The organism is Klebsiella sp. 10 (assembly GCF_018223925.1).
GTDB classification, from domain to species: domain Bacteria; phylum Pseudomonadota; class Gammaproteobacteria; order Enterobacterales; family Enterobacteriaceae; genus Klebsiella; species Klebsiella pneumoniae.
In genome coordinates this window covers 345250-361676 of record NZ_JAGRRB010000001.1, presented here as the reverse complement: position 1 = coordinate 361676, position 16427 = coordinate 345250, and the positions used below count along the sequence as shown (strand labels likewise).

Annotated in this window: 16 protein-coding genes; 8 read left to right on the top strand and 8 right to left on the bottom strand. The window is 58.6% G+C overall.

What is annotated here, in order from left to right:
* Nucleotides 1-12 precede the first annotated feature (12 nt).
* From KHQ26_RS01805 to KHQ26_RS01780, 6 genes are all read left to right on the top strand, one after another.
* Nucleotides 13-972 carry an ABC transporter permease gene (locus tag KHQ26_RS01805; RefSeq protein ID WP_004175825.1) on the top strand — a complete coding sequence of 320 codons (960 nt, stop codon included), beginning with the start codon at nucleotides 13-15 and terminating at the stop codon, nucleotides 970-972.
* Nucleotides 969-1919 carry an oligopeptide ABC transporter permease gene (gene opp4C, locus KHQ26_RS01800; RefSeq protein ID WP_016197619.1) on the top strand — a complete coding sequence of 317 codons (951 nt, stop codon included), beginning with the start codon at nucleotides 969-971 and terminating at the stop codon, nucleotides 1917-1919. Before KHQ26_RS01805 ends, opp4C begins: the two co-directional genes overlap by 4 nt.
* On the top strand, nucleotides 1916-2896 hold the full coding sequence (locus KHQ26_RS01795; protein ID WP_020804610.1) for an ABC transporter ATP-binding protein: 981 nt from the start codon (nucleotides 1916-1918) through the stop codon (nucleotides 2894-2896). The genes opp4C and KHQ26_RS01795 overlap by 4 nt, the downstream gene beginning before the upstream one ends.
* Nucleotides 2893-3864: an ABC transporter ATP-binding protein gene (locus KHQ26_RS01790; RefSeq protein WP_004151191.1), complete on the top strand. Its 972-nt coding sequence runs from the start codon at nucleotides 2893-2895 to the stop codon at nucleotides 3862-3864. The genes KHQ26_RS01795 and KHQ26_RS01790 overlap by 4 nt, the downstream gene beginning before the upstream one ends.
* Nucleotides 3865-4229: 365 nt before the next feature.
* Nucleotides 4230-4757 carry an anti-virulence regulator CigR family protein gene (locus KHQ26_RS01785; protein WP_002907918.1) on the top strand — a complete coding sequence of 176 codons (528 nt, stop codon included), beginning with the start codon at nucleotides 4230-4232 and terminating at the stop codon, nucleotides 4755-4757.
* Nucleotides 4758-4874: 117 nt separating this feature from the next.
* Entirely contained in the window at nucleotides 4875-5363 is a 489-nt protein-coding gene (locus tag KHQ26_RS01780; RefSeq protein WP_004175817.1) for a DinB family protein, read from the top strand.
* 36 nt (nucleotides 5364-5399) lie between these two features.
* On the opposite strand, the gene KHQ26_RS01775 is transcribed toward KHQ26_RS01780, so the two are convergent.
* Nucleotides 5400-5684 (bottom strand): hypothetical protein, encoded by a 285-nt coding sequence (locus tag KHQ26_RS01775; RefSeq protein WP_004180186.1) that lies wholly within the window; start codon nucleotides 5682-5684, stop codon nucleotides 5400-5402.
* Between the two features lie 144 nt (nucleotides 5685-5828).
* On the bottom strand, nucleotides 5829-7361 hold the full coding sequence (locus KHQ26_RS01770; protein WP_020804609.1) for an MFS transporter: 1533 nt from the start codon (nucleotides 7359-7361) through the stop codon (nucleotides 5829-5831).
* Nucleotides 7362-7476: 115 nt separating this feature from the next.
* On the opposite strand from KHQ26_RS01770, the gene KHQ26_RS01765 reads away from it, so the two are divergent.
* Complete coding sequence (locus KHQ26_RS01765) at nucleotides 7477-8412, top strand: LysR family transcriptional regulator (RefSeq protein ID WP_004200156.1); 936 nt, start codon at nucleotides 7477-7479, stop codon at nucleotides 8410-8412.
* A 148-nt stretch (nucleotides 8413-8560) separates the two neighbouring features.
* On the opposite strand, the gene KHQ26_RS01760 is transcribed toward KHQ26_RS01765, so the two are convergent.
* Both KHQ26_RS01760 and KHQ26_RS01755 read right to left on the bottom strand, forming a co-directional pair.
* On the bottom strand, nucleotides 8561-9553 hold the full coding sequence (locus tag KHQ26_RS01760) for a zinc-dependent alcohol dehydrogenase family protein (protein ID WP_004189630.1): 993 nt from the start codon (nucleotides 9551-9553) through the stop codon (nucleotides 8561-8563).
* 149 nt (nucleotides 9554-9702) lie between these two features.
* Nucleotides 9703-10593 carry a LysR family transcriptional regulator gene (locus KHQ26_RS01755; protein ID WP_029497080.1) on the bottom strand — a complete coding sequence of 297 codons (891 nt, stop codon included), beginning with the start codon at nucleotides 10591-10593 and terminating at the stop codon, nucleotides 9703-9705.
* Between the two features lie 288 nt (nucleotides 10594-10881).
* Between KHQ26_RS01755 and KHQ26_RS01750 the strand changes: the two genes are divergently transcribed.
* A complete protein-coding gene (locus tag KHQ26_RS01750; RefSeq protein ID WP_001554382.1) occupies nucleotides 10882-11310 on the top strand; it encodes a GFA family protein in 429 nt (142 codons plus the stop codon).
* A gap of 442 nt (nucleotides 11311-11752) precedes the next feature.
* On the opposite strand, the gene KHQ26_RS01745 is transcribed toward KHQ26_RS01750, so the two are convergent.
* From KHQ26_RS01745 to KHQ26_RS01730, 4 genes are all read right to left on the bottom strand, one after another.
* Nucleotides 11753-12742: an isopenicillin N synthase family dioxygenase gene (locus tag KHQ26_RS01745; RefSeq protein ID WP_020804624.1), complete on the bottom strand. Its 990-nt coding sequence runs from the start codon at nucleotides 12740-12742 to the stop codon at nucleotides 11753-11755.
* 20 nt (nucleotides 12743-12762) lie between these two features.
* Nucleotides 12763-14181 (bottom strand): amidohydrolase family protein, encoded by a 1419-nt coding sequence (locus tag KHQ26_RS01740; protein ID WP_020804615.1) that lies wholly within the window; start codon nucleotides 14179-14181, stop codon nucleotides 12763-12765.
* 11 nt (nucleotides 14182-14192) lie between these two features.
* Nucleotides 14193-15182, bottom strand: a complete 990-nt coding sequence (locus KHQ26_RS01735; protein WP_020804608.1) for an ABC transporter substrate-binding protein — start codon at nucleotides 15180-15182, stop codon at nucleotides 14193-14195.
* 294 nt (nucleotides 15183-15476) lie between these two features.
* Nucleotides 15477-16376, bottom strand: a complete 900-nt coding sequence (locus KHQ26_RS01730; RefSeq protein WP_002908057.1) for a LysR family transcriptional regulator — start codon at nucleotides 16374-16376, stop codon at nucleotides 15477-15479.
* Nucleotides 16377-16427 lie beyond the last annotated feature (51 nt).

Below are 16427 nucleotides of genomic sequence, written 5' to 3'. Positions count from 1 at the left end.
TGTGAGACCGTCATGAGAAATTTCATCCTGAGGCGCCTGCTGCAAACGCTGCCGATGCTGCTGCTGGCCTCCTTCATTATTTTTTTGCTGTTTGCCAAAACCCCCGGCGACTTTATCGATGGCAATATCACCCTGACCGCTGCCCGCGCCGCGGAGCTGAAGGCGATCTACGGCCTCGACCAGCCGCTGTTGACCCGCTACCTCCACTGGCTGGGACAGTTGCTGCGCGGTGATTTAGGCTTTTCGCTGCAGTATCAGATCCCGGTCAGCCAGTTGCTCAACCAGTACATCTGGAACTCTTTTCTGCTGGCCAGCGTCGCGCTGGTCTTTTACTGGGGCATCGGCCTGGCGGTGGGCGTGGTTTCTGCCCTGCGCCCTGGCTCCTGGTTTGATCATCTGGTGAGCGTCGCGGTGTTTGCCGCCATGTCGTTCCCCACCTTTTTCCTCTGCCTGCTGCTGATTAAATGGTTCGCCGTCGATCTCCACTGGCTGCCGGTAGGCGGGATGACCAATACCGGCAGCGACGAGAGCGGCTGGCAGTATGTGCTGCAGGTGGCTGCCCATCTGGCGCTGCCGGTGCTGGCGCTGGTGATGCTGCAGGCGGGCAGCCTGACGCGCTATGTGCGCGCCAGTATGCTCGACGTGGTGAAAATGGATTTTATCCGTACCGCCCGCGCCAAGGGGTTGCAGGAGCGCACGGTGATCCTCAAACATGCCCTGCGCAACGCCCTGCTGCCGATTATCACCCTGCTGGGCTTCGAGCTGCCGGGGCTGTTCTCCGGGGCGATCATTACCGAAAAGGTATTCAACTGGCCGGGGGCGGGCCACATTCATATCGACTCGCTGGCCGCCCGCGACTATCCGGTACTGATGGGGTTTACCCTGTTTCTGGCGGTGCTGACGATCGTCGGGAATCTGCTTGCCGACGTGCTGTACGCCTGGGCCGATCCGCGTATTCGGGTGAGGTCATGATGATCCTGTCTTACTTAGCTTCCCGTCGCCGCCAGCGGCAGGCGGCTATCCCGGCGCTGGCGCACATTACCCCCTCTCCCTGGCGCCAGGGGTGGCGACAGCTGCGCCGTAACCGGCTGGCCATGTTCTGCCTGCTCCTGCTGGCGGTGATGGCGGTGTGGTGCGTGCTGGGGCCCGTCTGGTCGCCGTGGAGTGATGATGCCACCGACGCCCTGAGCATCAACCAGCCGCCCGGGGCGGAACACTGGCTGGGGACCGATTTCCTCGGTCGCGATGTCTACACCCGCCTGCTGCTGGCCGGGCGCATCTCGCTGGTTATCGGCCTGCTGACCATGGTGATGTCGGTGTGCCTCGGCTACCTGCTCGGCGCCCTCTCGGGTTACGTCGGCGGGTTAACCGACAAACTGATCATGCGTGTGGCCGACCTGGTGATGACTATCCCTGGGTTACCGCTATTGATCGTCGCCGGGGCGATGCTTTCTGAGCTCGATTTTTCGCCGGACTCGCGCATTTATATGGTGGTGGTGATGCTCAGCCTGCTGGAGTGGCCCCGACTGGCGCGGCTGGTGCGCGGGCAATGTCTCTCCCTGCGCGAACGCGATTTTATGCTGGCCACCCAGGTGCTGGGCCTGTCGGCGCGTCGCCGGCTGTTTGGCCACCTGCTGCCGAATACCATTCCGATTCTGGTGGTGATGGCGACCATGGCCGTCGCCAACGCCATTCTCAGTGAATCCGCGCTGAGCTATCTCGGCCTCGGCGTGGTGCCGCCGACGCCGTCGTGGGGCAATATGATGGATGCCGCTAACAGCCTGATCGATTTCCAGCGCCGCCCCTGGCTGTGGATGCCGCCGGGCATCGCCATCTTTATCACCGTGATCGCCATCAACGTGCTGGGCGATGGCCTGCGCGACGCCATGGATCCCAATATGAAACCGAGGCTGAAATGACCACGCCGTTAGTCTCCTTTAATCATCTCTCCGTCTCTTTCGCCGGCGAACGCTCTCGCGTGCGCGCGGTGCAGGAGGTCTCTTTCACCATTCAGGCCGGGCAAACCGTTGGCGTGGTGGGTGAATCCGGCTGCGGCAAAAGCGTCACCGCCATGGCGCTGATGGGCCTCCTGCCGCCGCAGACGGCGCGCATCGACGGCGGCGAGATCCGCTTCGCGGACCGCGATCTGCTGCGGCTGAAAGCCAGACAGATGGCCGATCTGCGCGGCCACCAGCTGGCAATGATTTTTCAGGAACCGATGTCGGCCCTCAACCCGGTGTTGACCATCGGGGAGCAGCTGTGCGAACCGCCGATCCGCCACCTCGGCGCCACGCCGAAAGCCGCCTGGCATCAGGCCATCCAGCTGTTAAGCGAGGTCGGCCTGGCGCGCGGGGACAGCCTGATGACCCGCTATCCTCACCAGCTTTCCGGCGGCATGCTGCAGCGGGTGATGATCGCCATGGCGCTGAGCTGTCGGCCCAAACTGCTGATCGCCGACGAACCCACCACCGCTCTCGACGTGACCGTGCAGGCGCAGATCCTACGCCTGCTGCAGGATCGGGCCCGGGCCAGCCAGATGGCGATGATGCTGATTACCCACGACCTGGGGGTGATCGCGCAGATGGCCGAGCAGGTGGTGGTGATGTATGCCGGACGAATTGTGGAACAAGGCGCCACCGCGGAAGTGCTACGGCATCCTCAGCATCCCTACACGCGGGGGCTGATCGCCTCCCGACCGGTGCCCGGTGAGCGGCGTCGGCGGCTGTACTCAATTCCCGGCCAGGTGCCGGATCTGGCCGCCCTGCCGGCGGGCTGCGCCTTTGCCGGGCGCTGCGAGCGGGCGACGGCGCGCTGCCGGGAGGCGATTCCGCCGCTGCTCGGCGACCGCCAACGTGCTGCCTGCTTTTATAGCGAATTTGCGGAGGTGACAGCATGAGCGAACGCTATGTCATTGAAGTGGATGGACTGAAAAAATATTTTCCGCTACGCGACGGCCTGTTTGGTCAGCAGACCGGCGAGCTTCGCGCGGTGGACGGCGTCAGCTTTAATATCCGTCCGGGCACCATTTTTGGCCTGGTGGGCGAGTCCGGCAGCGGTAAAACCACCGTCGGCCGGACCCTGCTTGGCCTGTACGAGAAGAGCGCCGGCAGCGTGAAATTTCACGGTCAGGAGCTGGCCGACCTGACCGCGCCTGCCCTGCGCGCTATCCGGCCCAGGATGCAGCTGGTGTTTCAGGACCCCTATAGCTCGCTGAACCCGCGGCTGCGTATTGGCGACGCGATTGGCGAAGCCATGCTGCAGCACAAACTGTGCGCCCGCAATGAGCTATATGACCGGGTGATCGACGTGATGAAGATCTGCGGCCTGGCGCCGGAACACTATGCCCGCTTCCCGCATCAGTTTTCCGGCGGCCAGCGTCAGCGGATCGGTATTGCCCGGGCGCTGATCCTCAACCCGGATTTTATCGTCGCCGATGAACCCATCTCGGCCCTTGATGTGTCGATTCAGGCGCAGATCATCAATTTGTTTTCCGACCTGCGCGACAACCGCGGGGTCACGTTTCTGTTTATCTCCCACGACCTCGGGGTGGTGGAGCATTTATGTGACGATGTGGCGGTGATGTATCTCGGGCAACTGGTGGAAAGCGCCAGCCGCGATGCGCTGTTCAACCGCCCCCTCCATCCCTACACCCGCGCCCTGCTGGCTGCGGTGCCGACCCTCGACCCGCACAGTGAACCGCAGGCGCTGGTGCAAGGCGAGATCCCGGATCCGGCCAATCCCCCCGCCGGCTGCCGCTTTTCATCCCGCTGCCCGCTGGCCAGCGAACGTTGCCGCAGAGAGCCTCCGGCGCTGCGCGAGGTGGCCCCGGGCCATCGGGTCGCCTGTCATTGGGTCGCATCCTGAGCGCGGTCAATGGGGTTATTTATTTCTAAACAACCGACCGATTGTGCGCGGCAGCGCCAGGATTTACTATCCGCCCCGTCTTGTGAGACGCGCGATAAATGAAGCGGAACATCTTTGTACTCTTTTGCCCAATGGCTTCGGGCATTTTTTCTCCACGCCCGGGAGCGATCCTCCCGGCAAGATATTTAGCGGGGCGCGGTCGCCCGTCTGTCAAAACGCAGCAATGGAATTGCTCGTCCGCGTCCCGCTACCCTTTTCCCGCCGCTAATTAAATAAGGGCAAAAAAATAAGACAACATGAGATTGCCTGGGGTATAGCTTTATCTTATTTTTTAAGCGTGTACCCCCTCTTAAGGTATCAACATCATGCTTAAGCGTCGCACTCTCAAAACAGCACTGGCGGCGGTTATTTCCCTTGCCGTCATGGCCGCGCCAGCGTATGCCAACCCGGGTAATGGCAATGGCAACGGCGGTGGTAATCACGGGAACAGTGGTAACCATGGCAATAGCGGCAATCATGGTAACAACGGTAACAGTGGCGACCATGGCAATAAAGGGCAAAATAAAGGCCAGTCCACTGAAGATCACGGCAAACGGAAAAACTACGGCAAGCCCGACCACGTCGACAGCGATATTAGCTTCTCACGGGCGCGCTCCCTTGCCGTGAACTACGGTCTGGTCGGCTATCAGGCGCTGCCGCCGGGTATCGCCAAAAATGTCGCCCGCGGCAAACCGCTCCCTCCGGGGATCGCCAAAAAGACCCTGCCAGCTTCTATGATTAACGACCTGCCCTATTATCCGGGCTATGAATGGCGGGCGGTCGGCGATGATCTGGTGCTGGTGGCCCTGAGCACCGCGATCGTCACCGCCGTGATTAACGGTGTGTTTGACTAAATCACCTGCTTATTGAAAAGCCTCGCCTCGGCGAGGCTTTTTTGTGCCTGATGCCGGTGAGTGACGGCTCACCGGCATAACCAGTATGATAACGGTTCAACCAACCCGGGACCGACTATGGACAAAGACACAGTAGTAACGCTGTTGAAATACAAGCGCTGGATTGACCTTGCCACCTTACAGGCGATCCGCGCGATTGACGGAACGGTACATGGCGAAAAGCGTCACCTGACCATCAGGCTGATGAACCATATCCATGTCGTTGATATGATTTTCCGGGCGAACCTGCGCGGCAGGCCGCACGGCTACACCGCGCTGAATACCCCTGAGACGCCAACCGTTGATGAGCTGGAAACGGCCATGACCGCCTGTACGGACGAATACATTCAGTACGTCAGCGCCATGACCCCCGCCGACTTCCACGAACGTATCGCCTTCAAATTTGTCGACGGCGGCGACGGCAATATGACCGCGATGGAGATGCTGAACCACATGCTCTTTCACGGCGCCTATCACCGCGGCGCGGTGGGCTGGATGATTGGCGAATGCGGCGGCGTGCCGCCGAAAGAGGTGCTGACCGTTTTCCTGCGCGACCATCATTCCTGACCGAGCGAAACCATTCGCCGTCGATTACGCGGAGAATCAGCAGGAGCTCTGCCTGATGTCGAGTATGGGTTTTCTGGTACAGGGCGCTAAGGTGGGTTCCGATCGTGGCGATAGATACGCCCAGATGTAAGGCGTCATACCCCGCACCAGCAGCTCCGCCACTGCGTTTTCGGCGGGCTTGACGTTAAACAACTCCATCAAGGCGCTGCCGGTGAGAAACGCCAGTTTCTGCAGCGCCGATTTCCACAAATCAGGATCCAGGGTGGCCATCAGCACCGTTTCCAGAATCTCGATATAAATCCGGTCCGTATCACTCGCCATACCGCCGCCTGTCAGTCACAGTTTCCGTTGCCGGAGCGGCGCATATGGCCGCCCTAATCAGCATAATTCCGTCAGCGAAACAATAACAGTTCCGGTTCGCTGAGCAGACCGGGAAGCGTGACGCCACCGCGCTATCAAGGGGGTTCAGGATCCACTGTCGCGGGTTTGGATAGCGCCCCCCTTCCGGCATAGCGTCAGCCAGATCATCAGGGCGCACAGCAGGGTGACGACCGCCAGCCCGCTAAACAGTAGCGTATAAGCAGAGTCATAGCTCTCGCGCAGCACCCGGAGGGAAAAATCAGGCAAAAGCGCAGCCGCCTGCGGCATATTGCCGGCCCCCAGCCAGCCTGCGGCGCGGTGAATCACCTCGGGGGCATACCCGTGAACGCGACTCTGCAGGGTCAGGGTATTGCTTGCCGTTAATACCGCGGAGACGACCGCCAGGGCGATCCCCTCGCCGGCAACGCGTACGGTGTTGAACAGGCCTGCCGCCATACCGGCTTTGGCGACCGGCACAGCGGATATCGCCAGGCCATCCATCAGTCCCCAGGGAAGCGCCGCCCCCGCCCCACAGAGGATCAGCGCCAGCACCAGTTGCGGGAGGTGGTTACTGTGAAAAGCATCGCCCAGCAACAACAACCCGACGGAGGCCATCATCAGTCCCGCCGTGGACACCTGCCCCGGTGAAAACCAGCGGGTGAGCAGGGCCGCAACGGATGGGAAAACCAGCATCGGCGTGGTCAGCGCCATCAGATACAGTGCGCTCTGCGACTCACTCATCCCCTCTCCGCCCATAAAATGCAGTGGAACAATAATCAGTAGGACCACGTAGCAACAGCAGGTGGCGACAGGCAACAACAGTACGCCGACAAAACGCGGATGACGCAGCAGGGAGAGTTCCAGCACCGGGTTGTTCACCCTCCGGCAGCGTACGACAAACGCCACGAACAGCCCCCCCGACGCGATGAGCAAGGCCAGCGTGGTCAGGGATAAAAAACCGCGGGCCGGAATGACCATAAGCGATGCAGTAAACAGCATCAGGGCCAGCGTAAACAGGGTTAAGCCCAGGTTGTCGGGTGTCCGCGGCTCGCTTTTTTCTGTCGCAGGCAGAGATACCAGGCCTATAAGCAGAACCCCTGCCGAGAGCAGCGCAAACAGGGCGTATACGCCGCGCCAGCCCACCGCGTCGATCATGAAGCCGATCAGCAGCGGACCGAACGCCAGGCCAATGCCGAACACCGTGCCGAGGATGCTGAATGCCCGCGTCCGCTGGGCGCCATCATACAGCTGGGCCAGCGCCGCACTGCCGCTGGCTAAAATCATCGCCGCGGCCAGGCCCTGCAGCGCCCTCAACACGCCTGACAGGAAGAGATTGTGCGTCAGACAAAACAGCAGGCTGCTCAGGCACAACAGCGCGGCGCCGGCGATAAAAATACGTTTTCTGTCGATGGCATCCGCCGTCACCCCTGCGGCCAGCAAAAAGCTGCCGAAAGTCAGCATAAAGCCATTGGTCAGCCACGACAGCGCAGCGGGAGAGCCGCCCAGCGACTGCTGTATCGCGGGGGTGGTCATGACACCGCCGGTAAAACTTAACGGCAGCAGCAAGGCCGCCATAAAGACAGAAAGCGCGGCCAGGGCGCTGGCGTATCGGGAAGGTGTTCTGGCGGTGAGTAACATCGGGCGGCCCTCATCAGTCGGCAAGAAAGAATAAACTGTCGCCATCCTATTGCGGATGTTCTTGCCGATAAATAGACTGAAAATATCTTCTTAAGAGACATAAGGTTTATAATCGATGGACAGCCTCACCTCGCTGACGTCCTTTGTCCGCACCGCCGAAACGCTAAGCTTTGTTCAGGCCGCCAGGCTGCTGGGCATATCTGCCTCGGCGGTGGGTAAGAATGTCGCCCGGCTTGAGCATAAACTGGGGGTCCGGCTGTTCAACCGCAGCACCAGAAACGTCAGCCTGACGGCGGAGGGGGCCGCATTTCTGACCCGCTGTCAGAGTATCCTGGAGCAGATCCAGGAGGCCGAGTCAGAGCTGACCAGCAGTCTCTCACAGCCCACCGGCAAACTGAGGATTTCACTGCCCGTCATTGGCTACCGCCTGTTGCTCCCCGCCCTCACCGCCTTTAGCCGTCTTTATCCGCAGGTTGAACTGGATCTCGACTTTAGCGACCGGCTGGTCAATCTGATCGATGAGGGAGTTGATGTCGCTATCCGCAGCGGTGAATTAGCGGACTCCCGCTTGATCGCCAGAAAGCTGGGAGGTTTTCGTTTTGTGCTCTGCGCCAGTCCGACCTATCTGGCGGAATACGGCGTTCCCGGCTCACCAGCGGAATTGGCGGCACACAAGTGCATTTTTTTCCGCTTCCCCGCGACGGGGCTGATCCAGCCCTGGGAACTGCGCGGTATGCGACTGACGGGAGATTTCAGGGCCGCTGCCGTGATGACGGTCAATAACATTGAGGCCGCCATTCGCTTAAGCGTGGCGGGGATGGGCATCGCTTATGTGCCTGATTTTGTCGTGCGCGAGGCAATGGATGAGGGACAACTGCAGGAGGTGTTGCCCGGCTGTTGCGTCAAGGATGGGCATTTCTCGGTCCTGTGGCCCGCCAGCCGCTATCTGTCACCGCGAATACGCTGTTTTATCGATTTTATGGCTGCGGCAGAGATACCCTTGTCACCCGCATCGGCACCCCCACCCCTTGTATCTAACAATTTGAGGTGATTAGCTACCCCCACTGAAGCAGAGTGTGCCGCCCCCTTCCCTTTAGGTCAGAAAAGTCTGCACCGCTGAATCCTGATCTGCAGCGTATGGCCCTCCGCTTCACCTTTCATACCAGCTCATCTGGGTGAACGGTTAGTGGGTTTGAGGTTTACTCAACCACTACAACGACTTTGCCAACCTGTCCATTTGCTTCCATATAGCGCTGTGCATCCGCAATATCCTCAAGCGGAAATGTTTTATCAATGACAGGTTTCAGTTTGCCGGAACGTAACCCTTCGGTGACGAAGGATTTTGCGCGTGCCATTTTTTCAGGGTCCGTCGTAATTTCAAACAGCTCATATCCACGCAGCGTGAGATGCTTACCGAGAATATCAAAGACAGGCACAAGAAGGTCGCGGCTGTCTAGCGCGCCGTACTGGAAGAACATCCCTTGCGGTGCCATCACCTGGGTCAGTTTTGCCACGTCCGGCCCACCGACAGGATCAAAAACAATATGGGCGCCCATGCCATCTGTCGCATGATTGATTTCCGCAACCATATCCTGCTCAGCGCTAGCGATAACAGTGGCGGCACCCGCTTTAAGAAGCATGTCTCTTTTTTCGGCAGTTCGGGTAAGCGCAATGGGTTTAGCACCCAGCATGTTAGCAATCTGTATGGCAGCCAGTCCTACGCTGCTTGATGCTGCGCGGATCACAACATTCTGCCCAGCCTGAAGGTTGCCATATTCAACCAGCGCGCCATATGCAGTGACATACATCATCCAACTTGCAGCGGCTTCCTCAAAGGAAAGATTTTCAGGATGCTTCACAACAGCGTGCACAGGTGCATTGACCAGTTCGCCGTACATGCCGTATTCATTAAACATAAACGAAGGGATTACGCTGACCAGATCGCCAGTGGTAAACGCCTCAACATTCTCACCTACGGCCTGCACAACGCCAGCCGCTTCATAACCAAGACGTGCCGGAAATTCCGGCTCAATAACATATTGGCCGTTGCGGTACATGATTTCTGCACGATTAAGACCGATAGCCTGCACGCGAATCTGAACTTCACCCGCTGCTGGTGCGGGCACCTCCATATCGACAATTTCCAAAACTTCCGGACCACCGGTGCGGTTAAAGGTAACAACTTTAGACATATTCAGCTCTCGTCAGTTATCAGCACATCTTTCGAATATTGTTGAAGACATGCCCGGTTTATTTACTGACAATCTACGCTGCTATAAACGTACCAAAAATAGCTGACAGGGAACTTCAGTATTAATTATCTGTTAACAATCCATTGGTTTCAGCGGTTCTGCATGGTCAGAACTTCACTGAACCAGTCGATAAAGACCCGTACTTTGGGCGAAAGGTAGTGCCTGTCCGGATACAGCACCGACACAGGCTTAGACACAGAAGGGTATTGCGTCAGAATCTCTTCAAGAGCGCCGGAAGCAATATGTGGAGCAAGGGCGTTAAAGGTGGCCTGGATTATGCCGAGGCCCGCCAGTCCACAGGAGAGCAGAATATCTGAATTATCAACCAGCATGCTGCCTACGGGACGCAACGAAACAATCTTCCCGTCATTAGTAAATTTCCATTCCATCACATCACGACTGTGGTCGCTGAAAAAGTTTATTGCCCGATGCTGATCCAGATCCGCAAGTGTTTCCGGTCGTCCATATTGTTGCAAGTAAGACGGGGCTGCACAGGTGACCATCCTGATGTCACCAAGACGTCTGGAAATAAAACTCGAATCCTGAAGCTCACCCAGGCGGACAAGACAGTCCACACCTTCACTAATGAGATCGGTTTTTTTGTCCGATGAAACCAATATGACATCAATGTCAGGATACAGTGACTGGAAATGTTTGAGATTAGGGATCAGTATGGCGTGAGCCAGCGCCAGCGGGACATCAATCCTGAGCCGCCCCCGAGGTGGAAGGGTAGGTGAAAAGCTCGCCATCATGTCATTAACTTCAGACAATACAAGCCTGGCACGATGATAAAACGCCTCCCCTTCAGCCGTAACGCTCAACTTACGGGTAGTGCGATGGATGAGTTTTACGCCGAGGTCGTCCTCTATCTGCTGTATCGCTTTGCTCACGGTGGGACGATGAATCTGCAGAATGTCAGCGGCCCTTGTAAAGCTGCCCTGCTCAACAACCTGTACGAAAATATTAAGGTATTCAATCATGTTTGAATGCACGTGATCACCTGGCTTTAGTTAGGCTGTTCGTAGCTGGTATTGTAAAGTAAACAATTCCGATGGGCATCAAACTAAGGACTTGATGGCTTTCAAAATGTGCGCTCCTGGCTCGAAGCGGGCGTACTGGGTGAGTTTAAAGTCCGCTGTGAGCGAAGAGCGGATATTCAGACCGACTGATAGCTGATTTTGAGTTGCCAAAAAGAGCGCTCCTATTCAGTACAAAAAAGATGGTAATGTTTCATAAAATCTCTTAGACCTTGCAGGAATGGTTTTGAAATGAATGGATCTTGTTTGTGTGGAACAATTGAATTTGAACTTACTCATAAACCAGCAGTGTTTTATCGTTGTCATTGCTCGCTTTGCAGAAAGCAGAGCGGTGTGGGTTACAATCTCGCCACACTAGTCAAAGACAGTGAGTTTCGCTGGATTAAAGGGGAAAACTGCATTGCTTCATGGTCTAAGCCAACGGGGTACCGTACAGATTTTTGCAATGTATGTGGCTCAACTGTGCCTAACAGTCTGCGAGACGTACCTTATGTCTGGGTTCCTGTTGGTTTAATTGACGAACGTCTTGAAATGGAATGTGCAGGAGACTTCTGCACTGATGATGCAATGCCCTGGGATGAAACCCGCTCACCTAGTTGTCACGCTGGACCTGTCGAGTCGCTAGCCTCGCTTTTAAAGTACCTGAAACTCAATTCCTGAGCGTCAGCATTTGGCACAAAGCAGACGTTAAAACCTACAGCATCGGAAAGCTTCTGAATGCCGCGTCAGCGGCATGGAGGCGCCAGATAAGGTTACATGTGTCTGTGGAGTCAAATGGCGCCGAAAGCCCGGCGTAGCCGGTTACCAGCCTATAAATTCTGCCTCCGCCCTGCCCTGGTTAGCCTGAACCCACTAACAGCAATCAAGAAAGTTAAGGTAATCCCTTTAACCCCGGAGCGCTGGCTTTACGGCGTTTACGACATAAAGGGCGTGATTTCGAGGTCCTTAGTCGAGGTAGCTTGCTGCTGACGCTTAGGGGATATTCTTCAGTTATTTCAACGACACCAGGGAACTTAACACGGTAGCTGAAAAGCTCAGCGCCGGATATCCTGCCGCCCGGCCAGCGAAAGCCGGCGGCAGGTATACCTCTCAAGGCAGCATCTTACCCTTTGGCAAAATTGGCCTGGATCCGCTGCTGCAGATAATCCTCGGCGCTGATGGGCGGGTACTTCCTCTGCGGCCCGAGGATCTCGACATCTTTATTGGCCTGGCAGAAAAACGCCAGGCTGTAGCGCGGCCCCTGATATTCATGGGGCAGCGGATTTCTCACCCGATGGAAGTTAGACGGCAGCTGGTCGTCGCTCCAGCGCATCAGCATATCGCCGATATTACAGGTGATCACCTCCTCGCGCGGCTCAATGCTGGTCCACTGCTGGCTTTCGCGGTCTTTACCGGGACAAACCTGCAGGCCGCCCTGGCCGGGGCGCTGGAACAGCAGCGTCAGGCAGTCAAAATCGGTGTGCGCGCCGGCCCGCCACATCCCCTGCTGCGACTGCTCGGTTGCATAGTAATGCAGCATGCGCAAGGTGCTCTGATAGGTGTCACGCTGCGGATCGTGCGCGGTGGTGAAAAACGATTCCGGAAAACCGAGCTTCAAAGCAAAGCAGGAGAGGATCTTCATCCCCAGCTGCCAGCACTGCGACTCAAACCCGAGCATTGTCTGCTGGAATGTTGGCAACTCCCGATCGCTGGGCCAGCGCCCGGCCATCAGAGGCCGGGTTATCTGATACGACTCTTTTTGATCCGGGGTGCGAGTCGACGGCCGAACCTGCGCTTTGCTTTCCCAGCCGGCGTTACCGGCCAGCGGATACTGGCGCTTCACCTCGTCGGGCAGGTCGAAAAACGCCTCGGTCATGCTGAACGCCTGGCGGATATCCGCCAGCGGAATACCGTGATGGCTGACCTGGAAGAAGCCAATCTCCACCGCCGCCTCCCACAGTTGTTCGGCAATGTCATTTTTTCTTGCGGCAAAGTTCGACAGGTCGATACAGCGCACTTCGCGGGCGAAGATCTCTTCGCCCTCGGCGCCCATCAGCGCCTCTTTTTCCAGTTCCTGTAAGGCGTAGCGTTGATTCTGGGTGGTTGCGTTCATCGTCATTATCCTGTTATCAGTTACACAGCGGCGCGCTGTTGGAGGGTACGGACGGCCGCCAGCGCGTCGTGGCGCATCGCGTCAAGGTCGAGACCGGGAATAGCGTCGTCTTCCACGATGGGTCGGCCATTCAGCAGCAGCGCCTTCAGCGCGGCGCGCCCACCGCAGGCCACCGGCCCAATAGCCATATCGTGCAGGCCGAAGTAGCGCGGATCGTCCAGCCGGTAAATGGCAAGGTCCGCCTGCATGCCGACCTGCAGGGTGCCGCTCTGCGCTAAGCCGAGGATCTGCGCCCCGCCGGCGCTGCCCCAGCGCACTACATCCTCCACCGTGGCCGCATCGGCCCCACCCTCAAAGGTGCCCCCGGCGTAGCGCGGCTGCGCCAGCATCCCCTTGCGCGCGCGCTGCAGCAGCCATGCGGCATGGGCTTCGCTTTGCATATCCGCCGCTTCATTCGAGGCGGCGCCGTCCACCCCCAGCGAGACCGGGACCCCGGCCTGCTCTAACGCCAGCAGATCGGCGATGCCGCTGCCCAGCCGGCCGTTGCTTTGCGGGCAGTGGGCGATGCCGGTTCCGGTACGGCCCAGCAGGGCAATCTCCTCCGGCAGCAGCTTCACCAGATGGGCAAACCACACGTCATTTCCCAGCCAGTCGTGTTCCGCGCAGAACTGCACCGGCGTCATGGCGAATTTCTGCCGCGCGGCGTCGAGATAATCGACGGTTTCCGATAAATGGCTGTGCAACCGGATCCCCAGCTGGCGGGCCAGCTTCGCCATCTCCCGCAGCTGGGCGCCCGGCGCGGAGTGCAGGACGGTAGTGGGCGCCATCACCACCCGGCGCAGAGACTCGGGCCGGGGGTCGTGATAGCGGCTGACCAGCCGTTCGACATCCGCCATATAGCCGTCGAAGGTTTCCGGACGCAGCGCCACCGGCAGATCCTGTTCCACCGCCCGGCTCTGGGTCGCCCCACCCCGGCACAGGACGATGCGCATCCCCAGCGCTTCCCCTTCGCTGAAGACAATCTCCGAGGTATCGAAAGGCATATCCGGCCAGTACAGGTAGTTGTGATCCGCCACGCTGGCGCAGCCCGAGCGCAGAAGCTCCACCAGGCCAATGCGCACCGCCAGACGAAAGGTATGTTCATCGAAAGCCGCGCGAAAGCGGTACGGCGTGGCGCTCAGCCAGGCCGTCAGGCTCTGGTTCAGCCCCTGCGGCTCGCCCTTCAGCAGCGACTGAAAAAGATGGTGGTGCGTGTTCACCCACGCCGGATAGATCACGCAGTCGCGGGCATCGATCTGTCGCTCTTCCGGCAGCGGCGTCAGGCTGCCGATGGCGGCAATCTTGCCGTCGCGGATGCGAATATCCGGCCCGGCCAGCCGCGCCGCCTCTCCGGGCAGACCGCTGAGGATGGCATGGGCATTTTTAATCATTAATGACATGGCGTCGCTCCTCAGGGTTTAACCTGCATGGCCTGAACAAATTCGGTGGTGTAGGCCTGTTTCCAGTCGGTGGCCGCCGCCAGCAGACCGGCGCTGACCATAAAGTCGCGGGTCTTCTGCCAGCGCGCGTCGGTCATCGTCCCCCAGCCCTGGCTGCCGGCATCCCCGCCGTCGATCAGGTGATGCTCACGGATCTGGGTCACGCCCCAGGCGAGCAGATCGTCGGTCATTTTCGGGTTGTCCTGCTTAATCAACGCATTGCCCGGCGCCGGATCCTTGAGATAGCTCACCCAGCCCTCCATTGAGGCGCGGACAAACTTCGCCATCGCTGCTTTACGCTCGGCGATGGTATCCGGGCGGGCGATAAGGATGCCGCCGTAGGGGGGATAGCCGTGTTCGGAAAAGAGGAAGAAGTTCGCCTTCACTCCGGCCTTCTGCACCTGGAACACCTCGGAGCTGACATAGGCCTGCTGGGCGACAGCGTCATCGACGACAAAGGGTTGAATATTGAAGGTATAGGGGCGAACCTGCGCGTCGCTCAGCTGATATTGCGCCTTCAGCCACGGCCACCACGTCGCCTGACCGGAGCTGGAGACCAGCAGGGTTTTGTCTTTCAGCCCCTGCAGGGAGGTGACATCGGCATGGGTCAGCAGCCCCTGGGGATCGTACTGAAAGGGCGCGGCAATGGCCTTTGCCTGGAAGCCGCGCTGAATGCCTTCCAGCAGCTGCAGGTCGTAACCGATGATCACATCGGCCCGCTTCGACAACAGCAACTGCATGCCGTTGACCTGCGGTCCGCCGGAGCGGATCTCGACGTCGAGACCGTATTTTTTGTACAGCCCGGTGGCCTGAGCCTGATAATAACCCCCCTGCTCCGCCTGGGCGTACCAGGAGGTCAGCAGAACGATTTTCTCCTCGGCCTGAACGGCCAGCGAGACACCGCCGAGGGCCATCAGGCCCAGCCAGCGTATGCCCCGGGGAAGGCGTGCGCCTGTTTTCATATCCCTCTCCTCTTTACGCCGGGAGGGGGAGCGAGCGAATGTGGCTCAGCCTCCCATCCCGGTCAACATTGAACCGCGACATGGTGACTGAGCAATGTCCCGTATGGATAACCCGTACTGACCGCTTCTACTCACACTCAGCTATACAAAAACAATGCCAGATTTTATCGCCCGCGAGCGGCCGCGAGAAATCGCCTGCGCCGCCGCCCTTGGGCATGCAACCTTTGATTCATGCCCACAAGAAACGCACCATAATGGTGCGCTAATGAATGATTTTAGTGCCTGCCCGACATTTCACAGCTGGCTGAAGAGCATCTCCAGCTGGTTCAGCATCATCGAGGCGGCAAGGGAAAGCTGGCGGGCGGGCGAGACGCACAGCGCCAGCGTGAAAGGCTTAAGCTGCGGATCGGTTAGCGGCACAAACGCCAGCTGGCCGGACTCAATTTCATCGAGAATATCCAGCCGGCACAGGATGCCGATGCCCATCTGCTCTTTGATCAGGGTGCGGATCATGTGAATGTTATTCGATACCGCCACCTCCTTTACCTCGTTGCCGCTGATGTTCACCAGCGCCTCCACCGGCTCGCTGATCATCAATGGGGCGGACGGCAGGATAAAGGGGTAGTCGAGGCACTGACTAAAGCGCACCGCGCTGCGGCTGGCCAGCGGATGGCCGGTGGGCACCACAATCCCCATATTCATCTCGGCAAACGCCCGGACCTGCAGTTCACGAGAGGTCTGGGGATTGAGCATGATGCCGAAATCCGCCTCGCCGGAGATCAGCGCCTGCTGGATGTGGATATTGTTGATGGTGGTCAATGTAAAAGAGATGTTGGGATAATGTTTATGCACCTCTTTGAGCATCGTCGAAAAGAAATGCCGGTTAATGGCATCGATGGTGGCGATGCGCACATGCCCCCGCCGCAGCCCGCGCAGATCGTCCAGCTGCTCGCAGACCCGGGTAAAGTCCTTTTTCCAGTTATTGGCCGCGTGCAGGAGCAGCTCCCCGGCGGCGGTCAGCCTCAGCCCGGTGGGATGGCGCTCGAAGAGCGGCATCGCCAGCTCCTGTTCCACGCGCAAAATCTGACGGTCGATGGAAGACGCCGACACATGCAGCGCCTCTGACGCTTTACGAAACGATCCCTGACGGGCCACTTCGGTGAAATAGAGCAGAAATCGGGAGAAGGCAAACATGGTTTGGGTGCTCTCTTTTTTGCAACGGGTTGTGCGAATCAAAGCTCTGGA